The organism is Pseudonocardia sp. NPDC049635 (genome assembly GCF_040659795.1).
GTDB lineage: Bacteria > Actinomycetota > Actinomycetes > Mycobacteriales > Pseudonocardiaceae > Pseudonocardia.
In genome coordinates this window covers 94,923-120,970 of record NZ_JBFAON010000011.1, presented here as the reverse complement: position 1 = coordinate 120,970, position 26,048 = coordinate 94,923, and the positions used below count along the sequence as shown (strand labels likewise).

The window sequence follows — 26,048 nt, the reverse complement described above, 5'->3', positions numbered from 1 at the left end:
ACGCACGATGGCGGGATCCCTCACCCACCTCACGGTCGGCCCGGTCCCGGCCCCGGTGCTGGTCGCGGACCCACCGGCCGCATCTGATCCGCTCGCCCGGCGACTGGCCGGGCTGTCCGCGGCGGTGCTCGCCGGTGCGCCACCCGGGCAGCTGGTCACCCGCGCGGCCGAGCTGCTCGGGTTGCCGGTCGCGCTGCGCGGCACCGACCCGCAACAGCTGCGTTGCTGGGCGGCGCCCGCGGCGTTCCGGCTGGACCGCGCGCCGGCGCTGCCGGCGGCCGCACTGGCCGTCCCCGAGCTGCGGCGCGGCCTCACCCGGCTGGGCCCCGGTCTGCCCTCGGTCGTCCTGCCGCCGGCCCCGGTGCACGGCCTGCCCCGCCGCCACCTGCTCGCGGTGCTGATGGTGGAGGGCGAGACCGGTGGCTACCTCGACGTCGCCGAGCTCGGCCGCTCACTGGGCCCGGCCGACGCCCCGTTCGCCGAGCAGCTCGCCGCCGTGCTCTCGGTGCAGCTGACCGGTGAGGTGGTCACCGCCCGCGCGGCCGCCCGCAACCGCGACGACGCACTGGCCGACCTGCTGCACGGCACCCGGGCCGAGCCCGACCTGGTCCGGCTCGCTGCGCGGGTGGGTCTCGACCCGGCCGTGGGCCACGTGCTGGTGCGGTTCCCGGTGCGGACCGGCCGGTCGGCGTCGGCGTGCCGGGACGGGGTGCTCGACGCGCTGACCGCGCTGCCCGGCGCCGCCCGTGGTGCCCTCGCCGAACCGGACGCCGTGGTGACGTTGCTGGAGCTGCCCCCGGAAACGGCACCGGGCGGGCTGCGCGGCCTGCACGACGCGCTGCGCTCCTGCCTGGACCGGGTCGCCGCGGTCACCGGTGTCCGGCGGGCCGTCGTCTCCGGCGCGATCCGGGAGGTCTGCGGTTATCCCGCCGCTCTCGCCGAGACCCGCGACGTGGACGAGCTGGCCGCCGCGCTCGGCGGGTCGGCCGACGTCGTCCCGGTGACCGAGCTGAGCACACTGCGGCTGGTCGTGAACGGCGACCGGACGGCGGTCGCCGTCCGCTTCGCCGAACAGTGCCTCGGACCGCTGCGGCGCAACGACACCGGCACCGGTGGCGATCTCGTCGAGACGTTGCGGTGCTATCTCGCCGCGGGCGCACAGGTGCGCGCGGCGGCGACCAGGCTCGGTGTGCACGAGAACACCGTCCGGTACCGGCTCGGCCGCATCGAGCACCTCACCGGGCTGGACATGCGCCGGTTCGACGCGCTGCTGGCCGCCCAGCTGGCCCTGCAGGTGGAGGTCCTCGCGGCCGGGCCGGACCCGTCCCACGAGGAGGGAAGCCCATGACCGTCCACGACGCGGAACACGACGACCTGGGGAGGGGCGCGCTCTGATGTGGGACTTCGAGACCGAACCGGAGTACCAGGAGAAGCTGGACTGGGTGGACGCGTTCGTGCGCGACGAGGTCGAACCGCTCGACCTGGTGCTCGGCGACCCCTACGACAAGTCCGACGAGACGGCGCGCCGGTTGGTCCGCCCCCTGCAGCAGCAGGTCCGCGAGCGTGGCCTGTGGGCGGCGCACCTGCGGCCCGAGCTCGGTGGCCAGGGCTACGGGCAGGTCCGGCTGGCCCTGCTGAACGAGCTGCTCGGCCGCTCGCGCTGGGCGCCGACGGTCTTCGGCTGCCAGGCCCCGGACTCGGGCAACGCCGAGATCCTCGCCCACTTCGGGACACCTGCGCAGAAGCAGCGCTACCTGCAGCCGCTGCTGGACGGCGAGATCTCCTCCTGTTACTCGATGACCGAGCCGCAGGCCGGCGCGGACCCGACCCTGTTCGTCACCCGCGCCGTCCGGGACGGTGCGGACTGGGTGATCGACGGCGAGAAGTGGTTCTCCTCGAACGCCCGGCACGCGTCGTTCCTGATCGTGATGGCGGTGACCGACCCGGACGCCGCGCCGCACGACCGGATGTCGATGTTCATCGTGCCCCGGGAGACCCCGGGCCTGACGATCGTGCGCGACGCCGGGATCGGGACCGAGCCGCCGGAGCACTCCAGCCACGCCTACCTGCGCTACGAGGGCGTCCGGGTGCCGGGGGACCATCTGCTGGGTGAGCGCGGGCGGGCGTTCGCGATCGCCCAGACCCGCCTGGGCGGGGGCCGGATCCACCACGGGATGCGCACCATCGCCCAGATGCGCCGGGCGTTCGACCTGATGCTGGAGCGGGCGGTCTCGCGTACCACCCGGCACGGCAGGCTCGCCGATATGCAGTCCACACAGGACAAGATCGCGGAGAGCTGGCTGGACCTGGAGCAGTTCCGGCTGCTCCTGCTGCGGACGGCCTGGCTGATCGACCGGCACCAGGACTACCGGGTGGTCCGCAAGGACATCGCCGCGGTGAAGGTCGCGATGCCGCGGGTCTACCACGACGTCGTCCAGCGGGCGATGCAGCTGCACGGCGCGCTGGGCATCTCCAACGAGATGCCGTTCTCGGCGATGATGGTCGACGCGCAGGTGATGGCGATCGCCGACGGCCCGACCGAGGTGCACAGGCAGACGCTGGCCCGGCAGCTGCTGCGTGACGTGCCACCGGGGGAGCCGCTGTTCGGGTCCGGGCACCTGCCCACCCGCACCGAGGCGGCCCGTGCGCACGTCGCGGCCCGGCTCGAGCACCTGGTGGCGAACGCCTGACGGCGGGGTGTCGATCGTTCAGGCGGTCGCGTCGCGGTGCTGCTCCAGCAGGTGCAGATAGGCCGCGGCGGACAGCGGGATCGAGTTCCGCTCGTCCTCGCTGAGCTCACGGCGCACCTTCCCCGGGACGCCCGCGACCAGCGACCCGGGCGGGACGACGGTGCCCTGGGTGAGCACCGCGCTCGCGGCGACCAGCGAACCGGAGCCGACGCGCACCCCGTTCATCAGGACCGCGCCCATGCCAACCAGCACGTCGTCGTCGATCGTGCAGCCGTGCACGACGGCCCGGTGCCCGATGGTGACACCGTCGCCGATCGTCACCGGGAAGCCGGGATCGGCGTGCACGACGGTGCCGTCCTGCACGTTGGAGCGGGCGCCGACCGTGATCGGCGCCAGGTCGGCACGCAGCACGCAGGTGTACCAGACACCGGTGCCCGCGCCGATCCGGACCTGACCGGCCAGGACGGCGCCGGGCGCGATCCAGGCGTCGGGGTGCACGTCGGGGTGGTGGCCGTCGATCTCGATCACTGCGGGGTCCTGTCCGTCCGGGGCGTCGGGGTGCGGCGATCCTACGTGCCGGCGACGCCGCGGAACGCCTCCAGCGCCTCGTCGTTGAACAGCACGAACCGGACGTGCTCGACGGCGGTGTCGGCGTCACGGACGGTCTCGACGGCGATCCGGGCGGCATCCGGGAGCGGCCAGCCGTAGATGCCGGCGGAGATCGCCGGGAAGGCGACGGAGCGCGCGCCCAGTTCGTCGGCGACCCGCAGCGACTCCCGGTACGCGCTCGCCAGCAGGTGCGAGCGGTCCTCGCGCTTCGCATGCACCGGGCCGACGGTGTGGATCACCCAGCGGGCCGGGAGGTCACCGGCCGTGGTCGCGACGGCCTGCCCGGTCGGCAGCCCGTCCGGGTAGCGGCCCGCGCGCAGCTCCCGGCACTCCCGCAGGATCGCCGGCCCGCCGCGACGGTGGATCGCCCCGTCCACCCCGCCACCGCCGAGCAGCGAGGAGTTCGCGGCGTTCACCACGGCGTCCACCTCGACCTCGGTGATGTCACCGCGTTCGACCTCGATCCGCGGACTCATCGCCGGACCTCCTCCCGCAGCCGCCCCAGCAGCGGGATGGCCGCGATCTTCTCCTCGGTCAGGGACTCCCACACGATGCCGCGCTCGGGGCGGGTCCGTCGATGCTCGCGGCAGTCGACGACGCGCTCCGGGGTGACGACCAGGTCGACCGGCACGTCGTGCGACGCCCACGGGATCACCCCGGCCTCGCGCAGCTGCAGCTCGTGGACGGTGGTGACGACCAGGGTCTCGTCGGAAATCAGCCCGGCTTCGCGGGCCAGCGCGAACTCCAGGTCGGCGAACCCACCGCCCTTGCCGAGCCGGGCGCCGTCGGCGCCGACCGCGACGCACCCGGTGACCACCAGGTCCACCGGTTCCAGGTCGTCGACCGCGACCCGGCGGGCCGAGCGGGTCGCGTTCGCGATGGAGGCGGCCCGCCGCGGCGGGTCGGCGAGGTGGTCCGGGTCGAGCAGGAAGAACGGGTCGTCCTCGGCCAGCTTGGGCACGGCCATGTAGACGGTCTTGCCGTCCTCGAGCGCGTAGCGCCGCACCGGCAGCTGCGCGGAGTCCGGGTTGGACTTGACCGTGCGGGCCGCGCACCACACGTCCAGCTCGCGCAGCCTGCGCGCCGCGACCTCGGCACCGACGAAGTTCGAGATCCGGTTGCGCGCACCGGGGAACCGGGCGGCCTTCTGCTCGGTGAGCGCCGTCCAGACCTCCTCGCGCAGCTCCGCCTTGCGGGCGAGGGTCTCCGGGTCGCCCCCGGCGTCGTGGTCGTGTCGGCGGCTCATGCCGCTCAGTGTTCCCGAAGGGCCTCGATCAGCTGGTCCCTGGTCATGTCGGAGCGGCCCTCGATGCCGACCCGCTGCGCCCGCTCGTAGAGCTGGTCCTTGGTCATGTCCTCGTAGTCGCCCGCTTCACCGCCGCGGGCGCCCACCGTGTCGCGGCCCTCGGCGGCCGCCGAGTTCGCGATCCGCGCCGACTTCTCCTTCGAGTTGCCCTCCTCGCGGAGGCGCTCGTACATCTCCTCGTCCTTGATGCTCTTCGCCATGGCCGCCGACTACCCGGCCAGGAGGGCTTCCAACCGGTCCAGGAACGGTCGCTGGGCGACGACGATGCGCTCCCGCGCCGTCGCGAGATCGCACCATTCGGCCCGGTCCAGCTCCGGGAACCGGATCCGGCGCCCGGAGCGGGGCGGCCACTCGATCTCCACCCAGCTGCCGTCGTCGGGCCGGTCGGCGACCGCACCGGCTCCGGTGAAACCGGCGCCGTCGAGGGCGAACGCGGTCACGGTCTTGCGGGACTGCCGGACGCTGCCCAGCTCGAGCGGCGCACCGTCGGGCGGTGGGGCGCCGATCTCCTCGGCGAACTCCCGGCGGGCCGCGTCCTGTGCGGTCTCCTCGGGACCGTGCTCACCCTTGGGGATCGACCAGGCGTGCTCCTTGCGGGCCCAGAACGGACCGCCCATGTGCCCGAGCAGCACCTCGGTGCCGCCCGGCCCTTCGCGGTAGAGCAACAGCCCGGCACTGGTCACGGGTGGCATGGGGGTTCCTCACGGTCGATCCGGTGCACGTGGTGGTGCGGCGGGTCGACCGGGTTGTCCGGAACGAGATCACCGGAGGCGACCCGGCGGAACCCGGCGGACTCCAGGGCACGCCAGGACGCCCGGTTCGCCGCACACACCGGCACGATGATCGCGGTCGCCTCCGGGTACCGCTGCCACACCCCCTGCACGGCGGCGGCGATGATCCGCGGGCCGAGGCCACGCCCGGTGAGCTCCGGCGGGCCGATCAGGTAGTCGATCGAGACAGCGCCTGCGGGGACCTGCAGGATCGGTGCGATCTCCTCGACGTACTCGGGGTAGTCGTGCCACCGGCAGCGCTGCAGCAGCCCTACCGGTGTCCCGCCGACCGACGCCACGAGATCCTCGGCCGGTTCCTCGCCGCGCATCGCGGGCCCGAAGTCCCGGTCGATCGCTTCGGGCGAGGTCTCGTGGTTCCACCAGCGCCGCACGTGTGGCTCGGCCAGCCAGGCCGCCAGCATCGGCAGGTCGGCGGTTCCGAGCGGGCGGAAGGTGACCGCACCCTCGGGTGCCGCGGCGCCCGCGGTCGTCAGGTCGACGGGTGCCGGGCGGTCGGCCATGGCACGACGGTAGCGCCGCCGCCGGGGCCGGGCAGCCGGATATCCGCGGGCCGCGCCGGTGGCCCGCTGCCGGTGGCCCACTGCCGGTGTGGCTCGTCCCGCCCGCGGCTGGGGCCCCGAGCCCGCGCCCGGGTGCCCCGGCCGCGAGCGGGTGCGTGCGCCCGCTGCCCGCCCGGGCACGCCGGCTCGTCCGCGGGGACGAGGCCACCGGTTCGTCGACCTCGTCCCCGCTGCCGACGCGCCGGGGAGCGAGACCGTTTAGCGTCGTCACGGACGAGGCGTACCGGGGTGCGCCGTAGGAGGGGGAGACGATGGGCGACGAGGAGCAGCAGCGGTCCGCGACGCGCTCGGGGCGGAGCCGGTGGTCGCGGCGGGAGTACACCCCGGAGGAGATCGAGGCCGGGAAGCAGGCGTTGCGGGACGTGGTGCCGTGGGAGACCCCGATGAACCGCGGCGACAAGATCCTGGTCTTCTCGACGCTCGGGGTGATGGCCGTGATGCTGGCGACGCTGCCGCTGCGGCCGTTCCTGCTGGCCTCCCACCCGATCGTGCTGAGCGCCGTGACCGGCAGCCTCTCGGCGATCGGTGCCGGCGCGGCGTTCGCCCGGATCGGCGAGGCCCCGCTGTGGTTGGTGATCGTCGCCGGGGTCTTCGGGATGATCAAGTTCGACTGGCTGTTCTGGCTGGCGGGGCGCCGCTGGGGCCCCAAGGTCGTGCAGTTCTTCGCGCCCGGGGACGGGGCGCAGCGGTTCATCGCCCGGGTCCGGGCCTGGCCGCGGTGGGCGATGCCGCTGGTGGTCGTCGCGGCCGCCCTGCCCGGCGTGCCCGCGGTGGCCGTGTACGCCCTCGCCGGGCTGGGCCGGATGCGGCTCGGCACGTTCCTGGTGTTCGACGCGCTCGGGGCGGCCCTGATCACCGGCCTGGTCGCCGGTCTCGGCTACGGCCTCGGCCAGCAGGCGGTCGACGTGGTGCTCATGATCGACCGGTACGCGCTGTGGATCAGCCTGGCGCTGGTCGTGTTCGTCGCCTACAGCTCGAGCCGCAAGCAGAAGTCTGCGCCACCGCCCGGGCCCACCACCCCCGCCGATTGACCGAATGCGGAGGGGTCAGGGAGCAGCGAGGCGCAGGCGCAGACCGCTGGCCCGGCCTGCGGGGCGGGCGATCGCGGCCCGGACCGCGGCCTCGGTGCCGATGATCCGGACCGACTCCTTGGCGCGGGTGACCGCGGTGTAGAGCAGCTCGCGGGTCATCAGCGGGGAGTCCGCGGGCGGCAGGACGACGGTGACCCGGCGGAACTGGCTGCCCTGGCTGCGGTGCACCGTCATCGCGTAGACGGTGCCGACCCCGCCGAGGCGGGCCGGTTCGAACGCGGCCGGTCGGCCCTCGCGCACGAACACCGCCCGCCGCCCCTCACCGGTCCGGACGACGACGCCGGTGTCGCCGTTGAACAGGCCCAGGTCGTAGTCGTTCGCGGTGACCAGCAGCGGCCGCCCGGGGAACCACGGGGCCTGCGCGTCGTACCCGGGGCGGGCCGCGGCGAGCCACCGTTCGATCTCCGCGGTCCAGCGGGCCACACCGTACGGACCTCGCCGGTGCCCGCAGAGCAGCCGGTGGTCGTCGAGCACCCGCAGCGCTCGCCCGACCTCTCCGGCCTCGGCCGCACCGATCAGGTCGAGCGCCGAGGTCACGACCTGCGACCGCAGCGCAGCCAGCCCCTCCGCGCCGACCTCGGCCGGGTCCGCCGGGACGAACGCCAGCTCCGCCGGGTTGTCGCCGAGCAGGGCCATCGCCGCGTCACCGTCGCCGGACTGGACGGCGGCGGCGAACGCGGCGATCGCACCGCTGAACCGCCAGTTCCGCTGCAACCGGACGACGCCGTTGCGCACCTCGACCGGCGTACCGGGCACACGTCGCGGGCCGCCGTCGGTGGTACCGCCGGCGGCTGCGTCCTCGGTGGCGGCCGGGGCGGCGTCGATGGGCGCGTCGCCGGTGGCGGCCGGTGCGTCGACGGCATCGGTGTCCGGGTCGTCGTCGACACCGGCGGGGCGAGCGGCCCGGCGCTCGTCCCGGAACGCGCCGCAGCGCTGCAGCGCGTCCTGCAGGACCGGTTCGGCACGGCCGGTGGCCTGCGCGAGATCGCCCAGCACGGCTCCCGCCTCCACCGAGGCGAGCTGCTCCGGGTCGCCCACCAGGACGAGGCGGGCGTCCGGCCGGACCGCCTCCAGCAGTCGCGCCATCATCGTCAGCGACACCATCGAGGTCTCGTCGACGACCACCACGTCATGCGGCAGCCGATTGCCGCGGTGGTGCCGGAACCGGCCGGACGCGCCGCGCGAACCGAGCAGCCGGTGCAGGGTGGAGGCCGTCGTGCCCTCGACCGCGGCCCGGTCGCCGGGCGGCATGCGGGTGACGGCGTCGGCGACCGACTGGGTGAGCCGGGCGGCGGCCTTCCCGGTCGGTGCGGCCAGGGCCACCCGCAGCGGCGGGAGACCCGGCCGGGCGGAGTGCAGGTCGTGCAGGACGGCGAGCAGGCGGGCCACGGTCGTGGTCTTGCCGGTGCCCGGGCCACCCGCGATCACGCTGACCGGGCGCAGCGCGGCGACCGCCGCGGCGAGCCGCTGACGTTCCGCGCCGGGCTCGTCGAGCAGCCGGTCCAGTGCGGCGTTCAACCGCTGCGGGTCCACGTCGGCGACCGGGCCGGAACGGGCGACGAACTCGCGCCGGACCAGCTCCTCCTCCTGCCAGTACCGCTCCAGGTAGAGCAGGTCCCCGAGCAGCCGCAGCGGCCGCCCGGCCGGGCCGGTGTCGCCCTCGGCGACGAGCGGACTTGCCGCGCAGGCCGCCCGCCACGGGCCCGGCTCGGGCCACGGCAGCCCGGACACGTCGACGGCGACCTCGCCCTCGCCGGACGTCGTCGACGCGACCGAACCGAGATCGACGCAGACCGACCCGTTGCGGATCGCGCGCACCGCCAGCGCCGCGGCGAGCACCACCGGCTCCGGCTCCGCCGACGCGGGGTCGGCGGCACCGGTCGGGTCGCCGCGCCCGCCGAGCCGGGCGAGCCGTCGCGCCACGTGCACGTCACCGGGGGCGAGGACGTCGGCCTCGTTGAACGTGGCGAGCACCCCGTCCGCGGTGCGCGCGGCCCGCGGGCCGTACGGGTCCCGCTCGGGTCCCGCCGTCGTCCCGGTCGCCGTTCCGCTCGTCATGCGGGGCCTCCGTCCAGCAGCTCGGAGAGATCCTCGACCAGCGCGGTGGGTGGCCGCCAGGCGAACACCCCGCACGGCGCGGCGAGCGGGCCGGCACCGGTGACCGGTGTCGCCGGCCCGCACATGCCGCGCAGGAACAGGTAGCCGACGCCGCCCAGGTGGGTCTGCGGGTCGTAACCGGGCAGCCGCCAGCGCAGATAACGGTGCAGCGCCACCGCGTAGAGCAGCGCCTGCAACGGGTAGTGCGCCTCGCTCATCGCCTCGGCCAGCCGGTCGGCGGTGTAGTGCGCCGCGGTGAGCGGCTCCCGCCCGGCTGCGCTCATCGGGCCGAGCCAGTTCGTCTTGTAGTCCACGACCAGGTAGCGCCCGTCGACCCGCAGCACCGAGTCGATGCTGCCGGTCAGGTAACCGCGCAGCGGTTGTCCGGCCAGGTCCGGGCCGTCGAGCCGGTCGGCGTAACCGTGCAGCGGGTCGTCGGGCCCGATCCGCCTGCGGAGGGCCGCGGCCAGCCCGGCCAGGGTGAGCCGGCCGGTGGGGGTGTCGCCGCCGCACAACGGCAGCTCGAAGTCGAGCTCGGAGAGTCGGTCGGCCGGGACGACGTCGGCGAGTGCCCGGCCCGACGCGAGCGGGCCGAGCGGGGTGCGCAGCACCGGGACCAGCGCGTCGGCCAGCGCCCCGGGATCGACGTCGGCCGGCTGGCGGGTCAGCTCGGCGGCGACGTGGGCGACCAGCTCGGCGCGCAGCGCGTCGTCGCCGCGCGCCGCGACGGTGGTGTCCAGATGCTCCAGCACGGCGTGCACCAGGGTGCCGAACCCGGCGCCCAGCGGCAGATCCGCCATCGGCGACGGCACCGCGGCCGGGTCCGGCCCGGAGGGAGCGGTGGCCGTGCCGGACGGCCGGGGCGCGCCGCCCGCGGCCACCGGCCCGCCCGGGTCGGGTTCGTCGCGGACGCCTTCGACCTCGGGTTCGGTGAGCACCCCCGGCGTACCGGCCGGTTCCTCCTCCGGCTCGTCGGCGAGCGGGAGCCGGTGCGCGGCGTGCGCGGCCGCGGTGAGCGCGGTGTAGGACGTGCGCCGCCACGCTGTGTCCAGGCTCCGCCGGAACTCGGCGACCGCGGGCCGCTCGTCGTCGGTGGGGGCGGGGCGGCGCACCGGCTCGCGGTCGTGCAGCGTCTCCACGGTCGCCCCGCTGCCGTCGAACCGTTCGCGCAGGAACTGCAGGGCCGCCGCGTCGCCCGGCACCGTCGCGGTGCCCGCCGGTTCGGCGCCGGGGCCGCCGTTGCCGAACAGGATCCGGTGCAGCGACGACGCCGCGGTCGTGGTCGCCGGGACCCACCAGGCGACGACCTGGCTGCACGCACGGGTCAGCGCGACGTAGAGCAGCCGCAGGTCCTCGCCCGCCTCCTCCGCCTGGTGCGACGCGGTGCGGCCCGGCCGGTCCGGACCGGTCGGACCGCCGACGTCGAGCAGCCGCCGCGGCCCGCCACCGGGGGCGGTGTCGTGGTAGAGCAGCGGATCGGGGGTGTCGTTGACCCAGCGGTCCCAGGCGAAGGGCAGGTAGACGACCGGGAACTCGAGGCCCTTCGACCGGTGCACGGTGACGATCTGCACGGCGTCGGCGTCGGACTCCAGGCGCCTGCTGCGCTCGGCGGAGGTGTCCCGGGCGGCCTCACCGATCCGGTGCCGCAGCCACTCGGTGAGCGCGGTCGGGCCGAGATGGCGCTCCAGCGCCGCCGAGTGCAGGACCTGCCCGACGTGCCGCAGGTCGGTGAGGTCGCGCTCGCCGTCGGGCCGCGACAGCAGCCGCCGGGCCGGCGCGTACCGGGCGAACACCGCCTCGGCGAGCGCGGCGACGCCGCGCGCGGCGAGCACCGCGTGCCAGCTGCGCAGGTTCGCGCCGAGCGTGTCGACCAGCTGATCGGCGCCCAGCCCGCAGAGATCGGCGACGGTGTGCCCGACGAACCGGGTGAGCGCCGCCGCCCGCAGCCGCAACGACCGCTGCGGCTGCTCGACGGCCTCCAGCAGGGTGAGCCAGTCGGACGCGGCCGGAGTGCCGAACACACTGGTGCTGCCGGTCAGCACGGCGGGGACACCGGCCTCGGCGCAGGCGTCGCGGACCCCGGCGCCCTGCGCGTTCGTCCGGACCAGGACGGCGACCTGACCGGGCCGCAGCGGCGCCCCCTGGTAGGTCGCCGGGCCGGCGAGCAGCTCGGACAGGTCGGCGGCGACGTCGCGGGCGACGAGCTTCCGTGCACCGGGGGCCCGGCCCAGCCGGCGGCCGGTGAGGTCGAGCCGGTCCCGGTCGACCAGGCGCAGCCGCAGCGGCGCGGCTCGCGGCGCGGTGAGCCTGGCCGCGGTGTGGTGAGCCTCGACCGGGTGCACCACGATCTCCGGGTCGCCCAGCGTGCTCCCGTCGAACACCCGCTCCAGGGCGGCGAGCAGGGCCCGGTCGCTGCGCCGGTTGGTCGACAGCGTGCGCTTGTGGGCGGCGGCGGCCGCGGCCTGCAGGTAGCTGTGCACGTCGGCCCCGCGGAACGCGTAGATCGCCTGCTTGGGGTCGCCGATCAGCACCAGCGTGGTGCCGGGCACCGAGTGGAAGGCGAGCGAGAGGATCTCCCACTGCAGCGGGTCGGTGTCCTGGAACTCGTCGACGAGCACCACCGAGAAGCGCGACCGCAGCCGCTCCCGGGCCGCCGGGCCGCGCACCGGGTCGCGCAGTGCCTGGGCCAGCCGGGTCAGCATGTCGTCGTAGCTGTAGATCCGCAGCCGCCGCTTGCGGGCGTCGACCTCGCGCCGCACGGCGGTGGCGAAGCCGTACCGGACCGCCGCGACCGAACGTGGATCGGCGTCGCGGGGCTCCAGCTCGGCCTGCGGGTCGGCGACGGCGCGACGGGCCAGCGCGAGCGCCTCGGCGCGGGTGAAGGCGGGCCGCCCGGCGTCGGGGTTCGCGTACTTGCGGACGTAGAAGTCGTCGACGACCTCTGTGACGACGTCGTCGACGTGTTCGACGAACTCGGCCTCCGGGTCGTTGTCACCCGCCACCCCGAGCCCGGCCAGCATCTGCATGCAGAACTGGTGGGTGGTGGCGATCGTGGCGGCGTCGAACGACGCGGAGGCCTCGGCCAGCCGGGCCCGCCGCCGCTCGATGTCGGCCGGCTCACCCGCGGCGAGCAGGGTGAGCACCGGGTCCCCTCCCGGCACGGGCTCGCCGTCGAGCACCGCGGCGAGCGCCCGCTCGGTGCCGACCAGCCGCTCCCGGACCCGTTCCCGCAGCTCCTGGGTGGCGTCACGGCCGAAGGTGACCAGCATCAACCGGTCCAGCCCGGCGACCCCCTCGGCCACGTAGCGGGTGGCGAGCGCGGCGATCGTGTAGGTCTTCCCGGTTCCGGCGCTGGCTTCCAGCACGACGGTGCCCTCGGGCAGCGGCCCGTCGACGGAGAAGGTCGGGGCCCCCAGCACGGCGGTCACGGCGCGTCCTGCCTCTCGTGGTCGAGCAGCGGGCCCCACAGCCGGGTGGCGAGCGCGCCGAACCGGGTCGGTTCGGCGCCGTCGCCGGGTTCGTCGCGCAGCAGCAGCGGGGCACCGGCACCGCGGACGAAGACGTGTGCGGCGTCGTCCCGTTCGAAACGGGACCACTCGGCGTCGGCTGCGGCCAGCGCGTTCGCCGGCACCACCCCGCGGGACCGGTTGCGGGCGTAGACGGCGGCCGCATCGGTCGGCAGCGGGAGCGGCTCGCGCAGACCCTCCCGGCGCAGCGCGACCAGGTCGCCGAGTACCCGGCGGGCCAGCGCCGGGTCGACCGGCCCGAGGGTGGAGCGGGCCGGCCCGCCGCTGCCTCGCCCGATCGTCACCGCCGACCAGCGCCGGCCCGGGTGTGCGGCGGTCAGCGCCAGCAGCTGGACCCAGGCCCGCAGCCGCTGCTTGGCCTTGAGCCGCGAGTACTCCACCCGCACGACGACGTCGCCGTGCACCCCGGGGACGGTGCCGGCCACCGCGACCCCGTCGAGCTCGGCCACCAGGTCCTGGGAGGTGGCCTCCCCGGTGCGGACCGCCGCGGCGAGTGCGACCAGCGGTTCCACCCGCCCGCCGACGTCGGTCAGCACCCGGCGACCGATCCCGCCCGGCGGCAGGTCGCCGCGCAGCGTCTCGGCCCGGGCGACGGCCTGCGGGGGCGCGCCGGCGAGCCGGTCGGCGAGCAACCGGTCGCCGATCCGCCACGTGCCCAGGCCGTCGAGCTCGACCGGCAGCGCGTCGTCGGGTTCGGCGTTCTCCTGCGGCGGGAGCACGCGTACCCGCTGCCGCAGGAAGGCCCGCACCGGGTGCTCGACGAACGCGACCAGGTCGTCGAGCTGCACCGGGTCCTCGGTGACCTCCGGGTCGGGCAGCGGTGCCGGCCCGAACAGCGGCGTCACCGTGCGCGGGCCCGCGGCCACCTCGGCACCGGCGAGCGCGGCCCGGTCGAAGCTGAACGGGCCGTCGGCGAGCAGTTCACCGGGCCGGAAGTTCCGCCGGTCGAACGGTTGCAGCGGGTGCCGGGCCCGCAGCGCCTGCGAGGCCCGGACTCCCGGGACCTGTACGCAGGCGTCGATCGCGTCGCACAGCTCGCCCACCGGCACCGAGGGCGGTCGGTCCGCGCCGGTCCGCTCGTCGGCCCCCGAGCTGACCACCACCAGGTGCGAGGTGGCCGAGCAGATCGCGTCGAGCAGCAGCTGGCGGTCCTCACCGCGCGGGTCGCGCTCGCCGACCACCGGGTCGCGGGCGAGCACGTCGTCACCGTCGGGGGCGCCGGCCCGGGGGAACACCCCGTCGTCACAACCGAGCAGGCAGACCACCTTGTGCGGGACGGCGCGCATCGGCACCAGGGTGGCGACGGTGAGCGTGCCGGTGCGGAAGTTCGCCCGGCTCGGCCTGCCGCGCAGCCGCTCGGAGAGCAGACCACGGACGTCGGGCAGGTCGAGGTCGACGCGCTCGGCCTGCGGGCCCGCCGAGGCCAGCACGTCGGCCAGCTCCGCGCGGGCCTGCCCGGCCTGCCAGGCGTCGGCCGGGGCGGTGTCGGTGAGGGCGGCCAGGCCGTCGGTGAGCGCGCCGACCCAGGCCGACAGCGGCTGCGGACCGTGCAACGCGGCGAGGGTGGTGGCCAGCCGGTCGACGATCTCGGCCAACCGGCCGACCAGGTCGACGTCGGAGGAGTCGACCTCGTCGAGCGGCAGCGCACTGCCCAGCCAGACCGGTGCACCGGGTGTCTCGGCCATCGCGACGCCGACCAGCAGCCGGTCCAGCCCGGCCCGCCAGGTGTTCTGCTCCACCCCGTCGAGCCGGTAGGGGGCGCGGTGCGCGGCGTCGAGCCCCCAGCGCACCCCGGCCGCGGTGACCAGCTCGGAGATCCGCTCCAGCGCGTCGTCGTCGAGCCGGAACCGGCGGCGGACCGGGCCGGAGGCGATCAGGTCCAGCACCTGGGACGCGGTGAGCCGGGACCCGGCGAGCTCCAGCAGGGTGGCCACCGTGCCCAGCAGCGGATTGGCCTGGCGCAGCGCGCGGTCGGCCAGCCGCACCCGCAGCAGGTGCCCGGGATGCAGCTCGTCGCGCGACGGGCCTGCGTCCGCGCCGTCGGTGCCGGGCTCGGGGGCCAGCCCGAACGAGGCGGTGATCAGCGGTGCGAAGACCTCGATGTCCGGGCACATCACGATGATGTCGCGCGGTTCGAGCTCCGGATCGGCGGCCAGCAGCCCGAGCAGCACCTCCCGGAGCACCTCGACCTGCCGGTCCGGGCCGTGACAGGAGTGCAGGACGACACTGCGGTCGGCGGGGTCGAGCGGCGGGCGGTCGGCGGGTCGGGGCGGCGGTGCATCGTCGCGCAGGGCGGCCTGCAGCTGGTGCAGCAGGCTCGGTGCGCCGGCCGGCCCGGCCGCGGGGTGGTGGGTGTCGACGACGCCCGGTCCGGCCGCGGGCAACCGCAGCGCCAGTTCGCGCACGTCGCGGCCCAGCGAGCGCAGCAGCGGGTTGCGGACCAGCGCCGCGCTGCCGTCGGCGGTGCGGGCGGGCGGATCGGCGGGGCGGGCGGTCCGCACCGCCTCCCACATCACGGGGGAGGGGTGCGGAAGCCACAGGTGCACGTCGCGGTGCACGGCCAGCGCCTCCAGCACGGCGAGGTGCTCGGCGGCCAGCCGGGTCGGCCCGAACAGCGAGATCCGCGCCGCCGGCTCACCGGGATCGGCTCCGTCGCGCAGCGCGGTGACGGCCTCGGCGAGGCGCTCCGCCGGGCCGGGCACGGCCAGCGCGGCCCGCAGCCGCCGCCACAGCTCGGGCTGCCAGGCCAGGTCGGGCGGCACCGCGTCGTCGCCGAGCGCCCAGGAGTGCAGCAGCGCGGGGCGGTGCGTGGCATAGGAGCCGAACAGCCCGACGAGGGCCCTGGCCAGGGCGTAACGACGACCGTGCCCGCCCTGCTCCAGGTGCGCGGCGAGACCGGTGAACCGGCCGTCGCCGGAGGCCCCCGAGACGACCGCACCGTCGATCAGCTCCAGCAGCGGCCACACCGCGCGCCCCGGTGCCCACGGGTCGGCCTCCGGATCGGTGCCGGTGACCCGGGAGACGACCTCGCCGAGCAGGACCGCGGGCGACGGGAACCGCACGTTGGCGCACACCCCGCCGCTGCCGCCGCCGGCGCCGAGCCGGTGCGAGAGCCGCTGTGCCAGCCACCGCTCCACACCGCGCTCGGGCACCGCGACGATCTCCGGGGCGAACGGGTCGGCGGCACCGCCGGGTGCGGGATCGGCGAGCAGCCCGGCCAGCGCCTCGACGAGGGTGTCCGCGCGTTCGGACCGATGCAGCTCCAGCACGCCCGGCACGTTATCGGCGAGGACCGACAGCGAACGCGCGGGCTCTCACCAGCGGGACACGCCGTAGTCCTTCAGGAACACGCCGTAGAGGTCCTCGCCGCGCTCACCGGCGACGATCGGGTGGTAGACGCGGGCGGCGCCGTCGGACAGGTCCAGGGGTGCGTGGAAGCCCTCCTCGGCCAGCCGCATCCGCATCGGGTGCGGGCGCTCGTCGGTGATCCACCCGGTGTCCACCGACGTCATCAGGATCCGGTCGGTGGTGAACATCTCCTCGGCGCTGGTCCGGGTCAGCATGTTCAGCGCGGCCTTCGCCATGTTCGTGTGCGGATGTCCCGGTCCCTTGTAGCCGCGGCCGAACACGCCCTCCATCGCGGACACGTTCACCACGTACTTGCGGTGCGGCCCGGCCGCGGCCATCGCCGGGCGCAGCCGGGAGACGAGGATGAACGGGGCCGTCTGGTTGCACAGCTGAACCTCGAGCAGCTCGACCGGGTCGACGTGCTGCACGTGGTCCACCCAGCTGTTCACGGCGGCGGTGTCGGGCAGCAGCCCGCCCGCGTCCACCGCGGTGCCGGCCGCGATCCGTTCCGGCGACGCCGAGCGGGCGGTGACGGCCAGCGCGGCCAGGTCCGCACCGGGAAGCGCCCCGGCGAGCAGCGCCGGGTGCTCGCGCGCCGCGCTGGTGAACGACAGGATCTCCGGCAGCTCACCGGCGGGCAGCGGCTCGGACTCGGCGGCCTCGATCGCGGCGTAGGAACCGGGGGAGCGGCGCACCGTCTGCGCCGCGTTGTTGACGAGGATGTCCAGCGGCCCGGCGGCGGCGACCTCGTCGGCCAGCGCGACGACCTGTCCGGGATCGCGCAGGTCCACCCCGACCACCCGGAGCCGGTGCAGCCACTCCGGGCTGTCGGCGAGCGCGGCGAACCGGCGCGCCGCGTCGCGCGGGAACCGGGTGGTGATCGTGAGGTGCGCTCCGTCGCGGAGCAGCCGCAGCGCGATGTACATGCCGATCTTGGCGCGGCCGCCGGTGAGCAGCGCGCGGCGTCCGGTCAGGTCGGTGCGGGCCTCCCGGTGGGTGTGGTGCGCGGCCGCACAGTCCGGGCAGAGCTGGTGGTAGAAGGCGTCGACGACGGTGAACCGGGTCTTGCAGGTGTAGCAGCCGCGGGCCCGGTGCAGGACGCCCGCGGTCGCCCCGCGGACCGAGGAGACCAGCGGGATGCCGGCCGTCTCGTCGTCGGTCCGGCCCTCGGCACCGGTCGCGGTGGCCGCGGTGACGGCGGCGTCGGAGGCCCGTTCCCGCTCGCGCTTCTCGGCGCGCCGGCGCAGCCGCACCGACTTCCAGATCCCGGCGGTCGCCCGGCGCACCCGGACCGCGTCCGGGTGTTCCGGCGGCAGCTCGTCGACCTGGGCGAGGACCTTCAGCGCGGTCGCGAGCTCGCCGGGATCGATACCGGTGCCGCCCGGACCGGCGGAAACGTCGACACCGCTGCTCACGACCCCATTCTAGGAGTCACGACGCGAGCGGCTGATCCAGCCCGACCTCGTCGGCCATCTCGGAGAGGACCGCGATGTTCAGCTCGAAACCGAGCACCGCCTCGGCGGTCACCCGGGAGCGGGCCGCGGAGTCCCAACCGGTCGAGTCGAGCAGCTCGCGGTAGCGGGCCCGGAACCGCGGCGGCGCGCCGAGCGCGGTGAAGTCGTAGAACCGGACGCCCCCACCGGACAGGCCGTAGGTGCGCTGCAACAGCTTTCCGATCACCTGGCCGCCGGACAGGTCGCCCAGGTAGCGGATGTAGTGGTGGGCGACGAACCGCTCCGGGTCGGTCGCGGCGGTGTGCAGCCGCTCCACGTAGCGGGTGGTGGCCGGCAGGATCCGCGGGACGCCGCTGCCGAGCGCGTCCAGGTCCTCGTGCAGCGCGGGCAGCCGGCGCAGCTCGTCGATGACGAAGCGGCCGGCCACCGGGTGGTCGGCCATCGCGTCGGAGGCCGCCTCCAGCGCGGTGTAGATCGCGACGTACTGCTCCGCGAGCAGGGTGTAGCCGTCGAGCGGGAGCGCGCCGTCCAGCAGCGCGGCCATGTAGGTGGACCGATGTGCCTGCTCGTGCACCTCGTAGGTGGCCCGGCGCAGCTCGGCGGAGAGCGAGGTGTCGACCGGTGTGCCGGAGATCGGGGTCGTGGCGCTCATCAGGCCCTCCCGTGCAGCGGAGCGTCACGGCGCCGGGATCTGACACCGTGTCAGATCACGATGGTAGAGCCTCGACCCGGGTAAGGCTAGCCTCAGTCGGGTCGGGCCGTCGAGGGCGTGACCATCCGCAGCACCGCACGCACCGCCGTCTCGACGGTCTCGTCCAGCTCGCCGGCGGGTACCTCGACGATCTTCCGGCTGGACAGCGCGGCCGTGACCAGCCCGGCCAGCACGGCCGGATCGTCACCGGACATCGAGCCGTCCAGCGCACCGTCGGTGAGGATCGCGGTCAGCCGGTCGCCGATCGGGTCGGCGTGCGCGGCGATCCGGCGGTAGGCCTGCGGGTCCAACGCACCGGCGAGCGCCTGGCCGGGGGGCAGGTGGAACTCGGCGAGCCGGCGCAGTTGCATCCGGGCGAACACGGCGAGCCGGTCGGCGGGGGAGCCGGCGCCGGCGAGCGCGGAGTCCAGATCGGTGACGTAGCGGGCGGCCTCGGCCTCCACGAACGCGACGAGCAGGGCCTGGCGATCCGGGAAATGGTTGTAGAGGGCCGATCGGCCGACACCGGCGGCGGCGGCGACCCCGGAGAGCGTCACCGACTCGAACCCGCGTCCGTAGAGCTGCTCGCGCAGCGCGGCGAACACGCGCTCGCGCACCTGCTCACGATGCGAGGCGAGCGAACCCCCGATCACCTTCGGCACGCGGGCCAGTCTAGGCCCGCGTGCCGCGGAACGGGTGGGGTCAGAGCTGCTTGAGCACCGACTCGACGCCGGACACGTCGACCGAGGACGGCACGTCCTCGACGCCGAGCCATTGCACCACACCGTCCTTGATGATCGCGGCGTAGCGCTTCGACCGGGTGCCCAGCCCGAACTTCGAACCGTCCATCTCCAGGCCTGCGGCGGCGGCGAACTCGGCGTTGCCGTCGGCGAGCATCAGCACGGCGTCACCGACGTTGCGGGCCTGCGCCCAGGCGCCGAGCACGAACGCGTCGTTGGTCGAGGTACAGGCGACGGTGTCGACGCCCTTCTGCTTCAGCTCGTCGGCCCGCAGCACGAAACCGGGCAGGTGGGTGTCGGAGCAGGACGGGGTGAAGGCCCCCGGCACGCCGAACAGCACGACGGTGCCGCTGCCCAGGACGTCGGCGCTCTGCACCGGCTTCGGGCCGTCGGCGGTCGGGGTCATGAGCTGGACGTCGGGGACGGTGTCTCCTGCGGCGAGTGCCACGGATCCTCCTGTTGATCGGCGATCGGACCGGATCCGAGCCTAGTGCCCGGCCCGGGTTCAGCCCGCATCACCGGGCGGCAGGTCACGGTCCGGCCAGCCGAGCAGCCGGGCACCGAGCACGGCGGCGTGCAGCGTGAAGCGTTGCGCAGGGTCTGCCGGGTCGTGGCCGGTCAGCTCCGCGATCCGCTCCAGCCGGTAGGAGACGGCGCGGACCGACAGGTGCAACCGGCGCGCGGTCCCGGCCACCACGCAGCCGGTGGCGAAGAAGGCCTCCAGGGTGTCCAGCAGCGGTGCCGCGCCGCCGCGGGCCCTGGCCAGCGGTACGACGACGGTCTGCACCAGGTCGGTGATCGCCGGCTGGTCCCGCAGCAGCACCCGGTAGACCAGCATGTCCTCGGCCCGCAGCACCGGAGCCGGGAGCGAGAGCCGGCCCGCGGTCGTCAGCGCCTCCCTGGCCTCCTCGTAGGAGCGGGCGATCCCGTAGGAACCGGGGTGCGCGCGGCCCACCGCCACCCGCCAGCCGGGGCCGCGTCCGGCGCGGGTCAGCTCGCCGTGCAGCAGGCCGCCGAGCCCGCTCCCGCCGGTGCCCGCCGGGGCGATCACGACGATCCGGCCGTCCTTCGTGGCGACCAGCACGTCCCGGTCCCCGACCCCGCGCACGACGGCACGTTCCAGGGCGGCCGGTACGGCGTCCACCCGACCCGGGCGGCCGTCCGGTGCGGCCAGTGCGACCTGGTGCGGCCGGCCGAGGTCCATCCCGAACGGCTCGGCCCGCGCGACCAGCCCGCCGGCGTCACCGTCACCGCGCAGCAGGTCCTCGATCAGCTCACGACGCAGGGTCTCCTCGTTGCGCACCAGGTCCCGCCGGGCCGTGGTGTAGCCGTCGGCCAGACCGGCCACGGCCAGATCCACCGCCCGCATGACGGCCTCGGCCGCGTCGGCCGTCGCCCCGGCGTCCCGGAACTGCGCGTCCGCCGGGAGCTCCCGCCACAGCCGCCAGGCGGCCGAGAGGTAGAGCTGCACCGCGTTGCCCGCGCTCACACCCAGCTCGGCCGCCCGGCCGCCGTTGCGCCGGACCGCGTCCAGCTCGGAGTCCGAGGGCAACCGGCCCGACGCCGCTGCATCGGCCAGCACCCGCAGGAAGCCACCGAGCAGCTCGGGCGGGACACCGCCCGCCCCGCGCCCGGCCTCCTCGGCGACCCGGCGCAGCCAGGCCTCGGAGACCGGCGCGTCCGGACATCGGGCGCCGTTGCGGACCTCGCCCCGTTCCGTCCCGTACACGCCCGGGTCGGTTCAGTGCTCGAAGGGCACGGCACGCAGCAGCGTGCACTCCGCCCACCCGCCGTCGGGCAACTGGTAGCGGACGACGTCACCCTGGTGGGCCCCGTGCAGGGCGCGGCCCAGCGGGGAGTCCGGCGAGCAGATCATGGTCCCGTCCGGGCGGACCCGGTTCTCGTCGTGCGAGAGCAGGAACGTCTCGGTCTCCCCGTCGTCGTAGCGCACGGTGACGGCCATCCCGGGCTCGGCGACGCCGTCGTCGGGCGGGCGGTCGCCGACCACCGGATCGCGCAACAGCTCCTGGAGCCGCCGGATGCGCTGCTCGCGGTCGCGCTCCTCGGCACCGGGCCCGTCGGGGCCGTCGTGCTCGCGGCCGTCGACCGGGGCCACCGCCTCCCGCTGCTGCAGCAACGCGTGCAGCTCGGCACGCAGCTCCTGGTGGCTCCGCTCGGTCAGCCACACCCGGGTCACGCTCATCGTCCACTCCTCGTACGACGGGTGTACGGCGATGTGCCGGACCCCCCACAGGCAGGCCTACCACGAGCGGCGCCCGACGACCTCCTCGTTGCCGGGTCCCGGCAGGCCTGCGGTTCGTGACGTTGCCCGGACCGGCCGGGCCGGGGCGCGGTGCCCTCCCGCGCCCCCGCCGGTGTCCGGCCGGGGGCCGCTCAGTGGCAGCCCTTCGATTCCGCGGGTGGGATGTCGAGTGCGGGGTTGCGGTCGAAGAAGCCGGCCGGCTTCAGGGTGAACCCGGTGTAGTCGACCGGCATCACCGGCCAGTCCTCCGGGCGTGGGAAGTGGGTGAGGCCGAAGGTGTGCCACAGCACGACGTCCTGGCCGTCGAGTTCGCGGTCGGCCGTGATGTAGGCGGGCAGGCCTGCTCCGCCCGGGTTCTGGTTGACGAAGTCGCCTGCGGAGTACCGCTGCGCCGGGTCGTAGCGGGTCACCCAGAGCGCCTTGGCGGCGAACGTGGCCCGTGCGTGGATCGACGACGCCTCGTCGGCCAGCAGGGTCGGTTGTCCGAGCGGGTGCAGCACGTAGCCGACGGGTTGGCCCAGGGCGTTGGTCTTCTCGGTGTTGATCACGTGCCAGACCCGGCCGGTGCCCGGTGAGGCGTCGCGGCAGGCCTGCGACTCGCGGGTCAGCCGGGTCGCCGAGCGGCCGAAGGCGTTGCCGTAGGGGTTGGCGTCACCGATCGGGACGCGCACCGCCTCGACCTCCTCGACCGCGTTCGCGACGCCGTCGACGGTCATGTCGAGGCGAGCGGAGAACAGGTGCTGGTGGTAGGGGGCGCCCAGACCGGGTGCGATCTCGGTGGCGTACTGCCCCGGCGTGGCGGAGGTGAACACGATCCCGGTCGCCTTGCACTCCAGCTCGATCGTGCCGTCGAGGTAGAGGTACCAGTAGAAGCCGTAGTCGTAGTTGCCGATCGGGGTGAAGAACGAGATCACCAGGCGGCGCTGACGGCGCACCTCGCGCGAGCCGGTGAAGATGTCGGTGTGCTTCCAGAGGACGCCGTGGTCCTCCTCGTGCATGCAGATCGCGTTGCGGATCGTCTTGGGGTTGCCCAGGTCGTCGGCGATGGTGGCGTCGAGGTAGTGGATGTCGCCGAGGCAGTCGCAACCCAGCTGCAGGGAGTCGGCGTAGCGGGCGAACATGTACTCGCCGCAGTCGAAGTAGTTCTGCCAGAACCGGACCGGTGCGGGGTCGGCGTAGGGCACCACCATCTCGGCGACCGAGGCGCGGTAGCAGACCGGCCGGTCGTCGAACGCGATCTGGTGCAGGGTCAGGCCCTCGCGCTCGTTGAACCCGACCCGCAGGTCCCACTTGCCCCAGCGGACCCGACCGTCCTCGACGGTGAACGAGCGTCCCTCGGGCTGGGTGATCTCGATCGGGCGCAGCGAGTCCAGCGGTGGGCCCTGCACCGCCGGGTCGTCGAAGTTCCCGCTGGTCGCCGGCACCGGCACCACGCCGGTGTCGATGACCCGGTCGACCGTGCGCGCGGTCAGGTCCACGTAGGCGACCAGCCCGTCGACCGGGTGCGCCCAGGCGTGGTCGGCCTCGTGGTCCTGGCGGAACCCGAACGCGCGCGCCAACCGGCGGCCGGTCTCCTCGGGGTAGTCGTAGACCCCTGCCGACAGCGGCACCGCCCGCACCGACGACGGGTCGATGCCGCGCTTGTCCAGTGCGGCCAGCCAGTCGGGGGAGGCGTTCAGGACGTCCTCGATGAACTCGAACTCCGAGTCGATGATCGGTGGCTGGCCCTCGCGGGCGGGTTCCAGCTCGCGCGAGGACACCACCTCGCGTGTGGTCACCGACACGACGGTGTCCCAGGAACGGCCGGTGGACAGCTCCAGCAGCACCACCCGGAACCGGCGGTCGGCCGGGGCGCCGGAGAGCACCTGGTCCTTCGGCGGCTCCTCCGGGGCGAAGAAGGCGTACCGGACGTGCTCGGTGAGCAGACCGGCCGCGTCGAGCACCTCCCGGACGGCGGTGACCTCGGCCTCCGTGGTCATCCCCAGCGGATGCCCGGTGGTGGCCCGCGGCTCCTGGACGGCGGTCATCGGCGCTCCTCGTGTCGGTCGACGGTGCCGGGGCCGCGACGTCGTCGGGCGGCCCGGCGCGGGTACGGACGGACCGGACGGTCACGCGTCGGACCGACCGGCACAACCGCGACTCCCGAGTGGTGCGAATCACCCTGCCATCCGTTCCCGTCGTGTGGGAACCGCCGCACCGGTTTTCTCGTTCGGAGCATCGGCGCTGGTCACGGCCACGTGACCGGAGGTTAGGGTCGGTGCGGGACGATCGCGCGGGGCGAGCGGCCGAGGAGGGGGTGCCCGAGTGGCGACACTGCGCGACCGCTCACCCGTACACGGCCTGGAGCGCCGCAGCCTCGGTCCGGCCGACGTCGTGGCGCAGTCGATCGCCGGCTGCGCACCCTCGGCGGCCATGGCCGCGACCCCGGTCATCGTCGCCGGGCTGGCCGGACCCGCGACGGTGTGGTCCTTCGTCGCCGCGACCCTGATCGCCCTGCTGGTCGCTGCCTCCATCGGGCGGTTCACCACCCGGATGGCGGCACCGGGCGGGCTCTACCCGCTGACCGCCCAGGGGCTCGGATCGGGTGCCGCGTTCGCGGGGGGTGTCGCCGCAGTGCTCGGGTACCTGCTGCTCTGCGCGGCGGCACTGGCCGGCGCCGTGCTGTACCTGCGGCCGCTGCTCGGCGCGCTGCCCGCCGGGGCGCCCTGGGTCGCCACGGTGACGGCGGTGCTGTGCGGGTCGGTGGTGACGGCGCTGGTGGTCCGCGGTGTCCGTCCGGCCGCGCGGGTGGTGCTGCTGGTGGAGGCGGTCGCGGTCGGGGTGCTGGTCGGTGTGTTCGCCGTGTTGCTGGCCGGGGGGCCGCTGCCGGGGCCGGGCGCCGGGCCGCTTCCGGACACGGGAGCGGCGGGCCTGGTCGCGGGGGTGGTGCCGGCGCTGGCCGCGTTCATCGGGTTCGAGGTGGCGACGTCGTTGGGGGCGGAGACCCGGCGCCCGTTCCGCACCGTGCCGCGGGCGGTCTTCGCGACGGCGGCGGTCACCGGCGTTCTCTACGTCTTCGCCGCGGCGGTGCAGACGACCGGGTTCGCGGCGGTGCCCGGGGGCCTCGCGGGCCAGGTGCAGCCCGTCCAGGTGCTGGCGACCACCCGGGGATGGTGGTGGATCCCACCGGTGCTGCACGCGGCACTGGTGCTGTCGTTCCTGGCGTGTGCGGTCGCGACCGCGACCGCGTTGTCCCGGGTGCTGTTCTCGCTCGCCCGCGACGGCGCGGTTCCCGCGGTCCTGGGGCGTACCCACCGGCGGTTCCGCACGCCGCACGTGGCGGTGCTGATCGCCGTCCCGGTGGCCGCGGCCGCGGTGGCGGTACCGCTGGCGGCCGGCGTCCCGGCCGGCGGGTTGCTGGTCGCGCTGCTCGGTGCGGCGACCGTCGGGTTCCTCGTCAGCTACCTGCTGGTGTGCCTGGCGGCGCCGCTGTTCCTGCGCCGGATCGGGGAGCTCACCCCGGCCGCGGTGGCGACGGCCGCGTTCGCGGTGCCGGCACTGTTCGCGGCGCTGGTGGCGTTCGTCGTGGCGGCACCGACGTCCGGTCTGGTCCTGGCCGTCGTGCTGGCGGGCTGCGGCTGGTTCGTGGTGGCGCGCCGCCGGGGCGTCGTCGCGGCACTCGGGGTCTACGACGAGACGGTCGCCTCCGACGTCTGGCATCGTGCCCGGTGAGCAGCCCGCCCCCGCTGAGCGGCCGCCAGCCACGCGCGGTGCGGACCGCACTGGCCGTGCTGGAGGAGGTCGTCGCCGCCGGGCCGGGGGTGACCGCGAAGGAGATCTCCGCGGCGCTGCGGCTCCCGCCGGCGACGACCTACCGGGTGCTGAACCTGCTGGTCGGTGAGGAGTACCTGGTGCGGCTGCCCGACCTGCGCGGGTTCGCACTCGGCCGGCGTGCGGCACGGCTGGCCCCGGTGGCCGTGCCCCGGCTGCCGACGGCGGCCCGGGGGGTGGTGGACCACCTCCGCAGCCGGGTCCGGTGGGGGGTGCACCTGGCGGTGTTCGACGGCGGCCGGTTGCACCTGCTCGATCCCGATCCGGACCACCCGCCGAGCGACCCGGACCTGCTGGCACGGCTGCCGCAGGCCTCGGCGCTGGGCAGGCTGCTGCTGGCCGACCAGCCGGACTGGCGGGCGCTGGTGCGGGAGCTGCGGCCGGTCACCGATCACACGGTGACCGACCCGGACCGGCTGTCCGCGGTCCTCGACGAGGTCGCCGAGCACGGCCTGGCCCGCCAGACCGGTGAGCTGCGTCCGGACCGGGGATGTCTCGCCGCCGCGGTGCGCTCACCGGCGGACGGCCGCCTGGTCGCCGGGCTGGCGCTGTCCGGGCCGTCCGCCCGGGTCGCGGACCCGGATCCCGAGCTGGTCGCGCTGCTCCGGGAGCATGCCGGATCGCTCGGGCCGCTGCTGGGCTGACCGGTCACGCCTCCAGCTCGGCGAGCGCCTTGCGGGCCTGTTCCAGTTCGGCCTCCAGCTCGGCGACCCGTGCCGCCCGGGCGGCCTTCGCGCTCTCGATGACCTCGGTGACCGGCCCGGCGAGGTCGGCGTGCAGTGCGGCGGCCGCTGCCGAGACCGCCGACGCGCTCACCGTCAGGCCGCGGGCGACCCAGCTGGTGCCGTGCTTCAGCTCGGCCTGCCACTCACCGTCGGCGGAACCGCTGACCGTCAGCGTCATCGTCACCACCCGGGTCGTGCGGGCGGTCGACGAGCCCTTCGGGCGTCCGCGCCTGCGCCTGGGCGCCTCGTCACCGGTCACCTGCGTGTCGGCCCCGGTGGTCAGGTCCTCGTCCACGTGCGTCCCCCGCTTCCCTCGTCGACAGCTCGGCTGTGCCAGGCCCAAGGG

General features: G+C 75.2%; 22 protein-coding genes. 5 read left to right on the top strand and 17 right to left on the bottom strand.

Annotated features, from left to right (window positions below):
* Positions 1–7: 7 nt before the first annotated feature.
* Entirely contained in the window at positions 8–1,348 is a 1,341-nt protein-coding gene (locus AB0J24_RS15640) for a helix-turn-helix domain-containing protein (protein ID WP_358681364.1), read from the top strand.
* Positions 1,349–1,394: 46 nt separating this feature from the next.
* A complete protein-coding gene (locus AB0J24_RS15635) occupies positions 1,395–2,690 on the top strand; it encodes an acyl-CoA dehydrogenase family protein (RefSeq protein WP_358681361.1) in 1,296 nt (431 codons plus the stop codon).
* Positions 2,691–2,708: 18 nt separating this feature from the next.
* On the opposite strand, the gene AB0J24_RS15630 is transcribed toward AB0J24_RS15635, so the two are convergent.
* The 6 genes from AB0J24_RS15630 to AB0J24_RS15605 are packed head-to-tail and all read right to left on the bottom strand — an operon-like array spanning position 2,709 to position 5,896.
* On the bottom strand, positions 2,709–3,218 hold the full coding sequence (locus AB0J24_RS15630; RefSeq protein WP_358681358.1) for a gamma carbonic anhydrase family protein: 510 nt from the start codon (positions 3,216–3,218) through the stop codon (positions 2,709–2,711).
* Positions 3,219–3,259: 41 nt separating this feature from the next.
* Complete coding sequence (locus tag AB0J24_RS15625; RefSeq protein ID WP_358681355.1) at positions 3,260–3,775, bottom strand: O-acetyl-ADP-ribose deacetylase; 516 nt, start codon at positions 3,773–3,775, stop codon at positions 3,260–3,262.
* The gene (locus tag AB0J24_RS15620; RefSeq protein WP_358681352.1) at positions 3,772–4,545 is read right to left on the bottom strand and encodes a 5-formyltetrahydrofolate cyclo-ligase; all 774 of its coding nucleotides are present in this window, start codon (positions 4,543–4,545) and stop codon (positions 3,772–3,774) included. The genes AB0J24_RS15625 and AB0J24_RS15620 overlap by 4 nt, the downstream gene beginning before the upstream one ends.
* Positions 4,546–4,550: 5 nt before the next feature.
* Complete coding sequence (locus tag AB0J24_RS15615) at positions 4,551–4,805, bottom strand: Rho termination factor N-terminal domain-containing protein (RefSeq protein WP_358681349.1); 255 nt, start codon at positions 4,803–4,805, stop codon at positions 4,551–4,553.
* A 9-nt stretch (positions 4,806–4,814) separates the two neighbouring features.
* A complete protein-coding gene (locus AB0J24_RS15610) occupies positions 4,815–5,297 on the bottom strand; it encodes an NUDIX domain-containing protein (protein WP_358681346.1) in 483 nt (160 codons plus the stop codon).
* Positions 5,285–5,896, bottom strand: coding sequence for a GNAT family N-acetyltransferase (locus AB0J24_RS15605; protein ID WP_358681343.1), 612 nt, complete (start codon positions 5,894–5,896; stop codon positions 5,285–5,287). The genes AB0J24_RS15610 and AB0J24_RS15605 overlap by 13 nt, the downstream gene beginning before the upstream one ends.
* Positions 5,897–6,207: 311 nt before the next feature.
* Between AB0J24_RS15605 and AB0J24_RS15600 the strand changes: the two genes are divergently transcribed.
* Positions 6,208–6,987, top strand: coding sequence for a VTT domain-containing protein (locus tag AB0J24_RS15600; RefSeq protein WP_358681341.1), 780 nt, complete (start codon positions 6,208–6,210; stop codon positions 6,985–6,987).
* Positions 6,988–7,002: 15 nt separating this feature from the next.
* Here AB0J24_RS15600 and AB0J24_RS15595 read toward each other — a convergent pair whose 3' ends face one another.
* The 10 genes from AB0J24_RS15595 to AB0J24_RS15550 all read right to left on the bottom strand — a co-directional run bounded on the left by AB0J24_RS15595 (position 7,003) and on the right by AB0J24_RS15550 (position 23,194).
* On the bottom strand, positions 7,003–9,105 hold the full coding sequence (locus AB0J24_RS15595) for an AAA family ATPase (protein WP_358681339.1): 2,103 nt from the start codon (positions 9,103–9,105) through the stop codon (positions 7,003–7,005).
* On the bottom strand, positions 9,102–12,572 hold the full coding sequence (locus AB0J24_RS15590; RefSeq protein WP_358681337.1) for a UvrD-helicase domain-containing protein: 3,471 nt from the start codon (positions 12,570–12,572) through the stop codon (positions 9,102–9,104). The genes AB0J24_RS15595 and AB0J24_RS15590 overlap by 4 nt, the downstream gene beginning before the upstream one ends.
* Positions 12,569–15,940 (bottom strand): exodeoxyribonuclease V subunit gamma, encoded by a 3,372-nt coding sequence (gene recC / locus AB0J24_RS15585; protein ID WP_358681335.1) that lies wholly within the window; start codon positions 15,938–15,940, stop codon positions 12,569–12,571. The genes AB0J24_RS15590 and recC overlap by 4 nt, the downstream gene beginning before the upstream one ends.
* Positions 15,941–15,985: 45 nt before the next feature.
* Positions 15,986–17,434: an SDR family NAD(P)-dependent oxidoreductase gene (locus AB0J24_RS15580; RefSeq protein WP_358681333.1), complete on the bottom strand. Its 1,449-nt coding sequence runs from the start codon at positions 17,432–17,434 to the stop codon at positions 15,986–15,988.
* Between the two features lie 16 nt (positions 17,435–17,450).
* On the bottom strand, positions 17,451–18,125 hold the full coding sequence (locus AB0J24_RS15575) for a biliverdin-producing heme oxygenase (RefSeq protein WP_358681331.1): 675 nt from the start codon (positions 18,123–18,125) through the stop codon (positions 17,451–17,453).
* A gap of 92 nt (positions 18,126–18,217) precedes the next feature.
* The gene (locus AB0J24_RS15570; protein WP_358681329.1) at positions 18,218–18,826 is read right to left on the bottom strand and encodes a TetR/AcrR family transcriptional regulator; all 609 of its coding nucleotides are present in this window, start codon (positions 18,824–18,826) and stop codon (positions 18,218–18,220) included.
* Positions 18,827–18,866: 40 nt separating this feature from the next.
* On the bottom strand, positions 18,867–19,352 hold the full coding sequence (locus AB0J24_RS15565; RefSeq protein ID WP_358681326.1) for a peroxiredoxin: 486 nt from the start codon (positions 19,350–19,352) through the stop codon (positions 18,867–18,869).
* A 57-nt stretch (positions 19,353–19,409) separates the two neighbouring features.
* Positions 19,410–20,633, bottom strand: a complete 1,224-nt coding sequence (locus AB0J24_RS15560) for a helix-turn-helix domain-containing protein (RefSeq protein WP_358681323.1) — start codon at positions 20,631–20,633, stop codon at positions 19,410–19,412.
* Positions 20,634–20,645: 12 nt separating this feature from the next.
* Positions 20,646–21,107, bottom strand: coding sequence for a GreA/GreB family elongation factor (locus tag AB0J24_RS15555; RefSeq protein ID WP_358681320.1), 462 nt, complete (start codon positions 21,105–21,107; stop codon positions 20,646–20,648).
* Positions 21,108–21,298: 191 nt separating this feature from the next.
* Entirely contained in the window at positions 21,299–23,194 is a 1,896-nt protein-coding gene (locus AB0J24_RS15550) for a primary-amine oxidase (protein WP_358681317.1), read from the bottom strand.
* A 277-nt stretch (positions 23,195–23,471) separates the two neighbouring features.
* Between AB0J24_RS15550 and AB0J24_RS15545 the strand changes: the two genes are divergently transcribed.
* Both AB0J24_RS15545 and AB0J24_RS15540 read left to right on the top strand, forming a co-directional pair.
* Positions 23,472–24,878: an APC family permease gene (locus AB0J24_RS15545; RefSeq protein ID WP_358681314.1), complete on the top strand. Its 1,407-nt coding sequence runs from the start codon at positions 23,472–23,474 to the stop codon at positions 24,876–24,878.
* Positions 24,875–25,621 (top strand): IclR family transcriptional regulator C-terminal domain-containing protein, encoded by a 747-nt coding sequence (locus AB0J24_RS15540; RefSeq protein WP_358681311.1) that lies wholly within the window; start codon positions 24,875–24,877, stop codon positions 25,619–25,621. Before AB0J24_RS15545 ends, AB0J24_RS15540 begins: the two co-directional genes overlap by 4 nt.
* 4 nt (positions 25,622–25,625) lie before the next feature.
* On the opposite strand, the gene AB0J24_RS15535 is transcribed toward AB0J24_RS15540, so the two are convergent.
* A complete protein-coding gene (locus AB0J24_RS15535; RefSeq protein WP_358681546.1) occupies positions 25,626–25,985 on the bottom strand; it encodes a DUF6319 family protein in 360 nt (119 codons plus the stop codon).
* Positions 25,986–26,048: the final 63 nt, after the last annotated feature.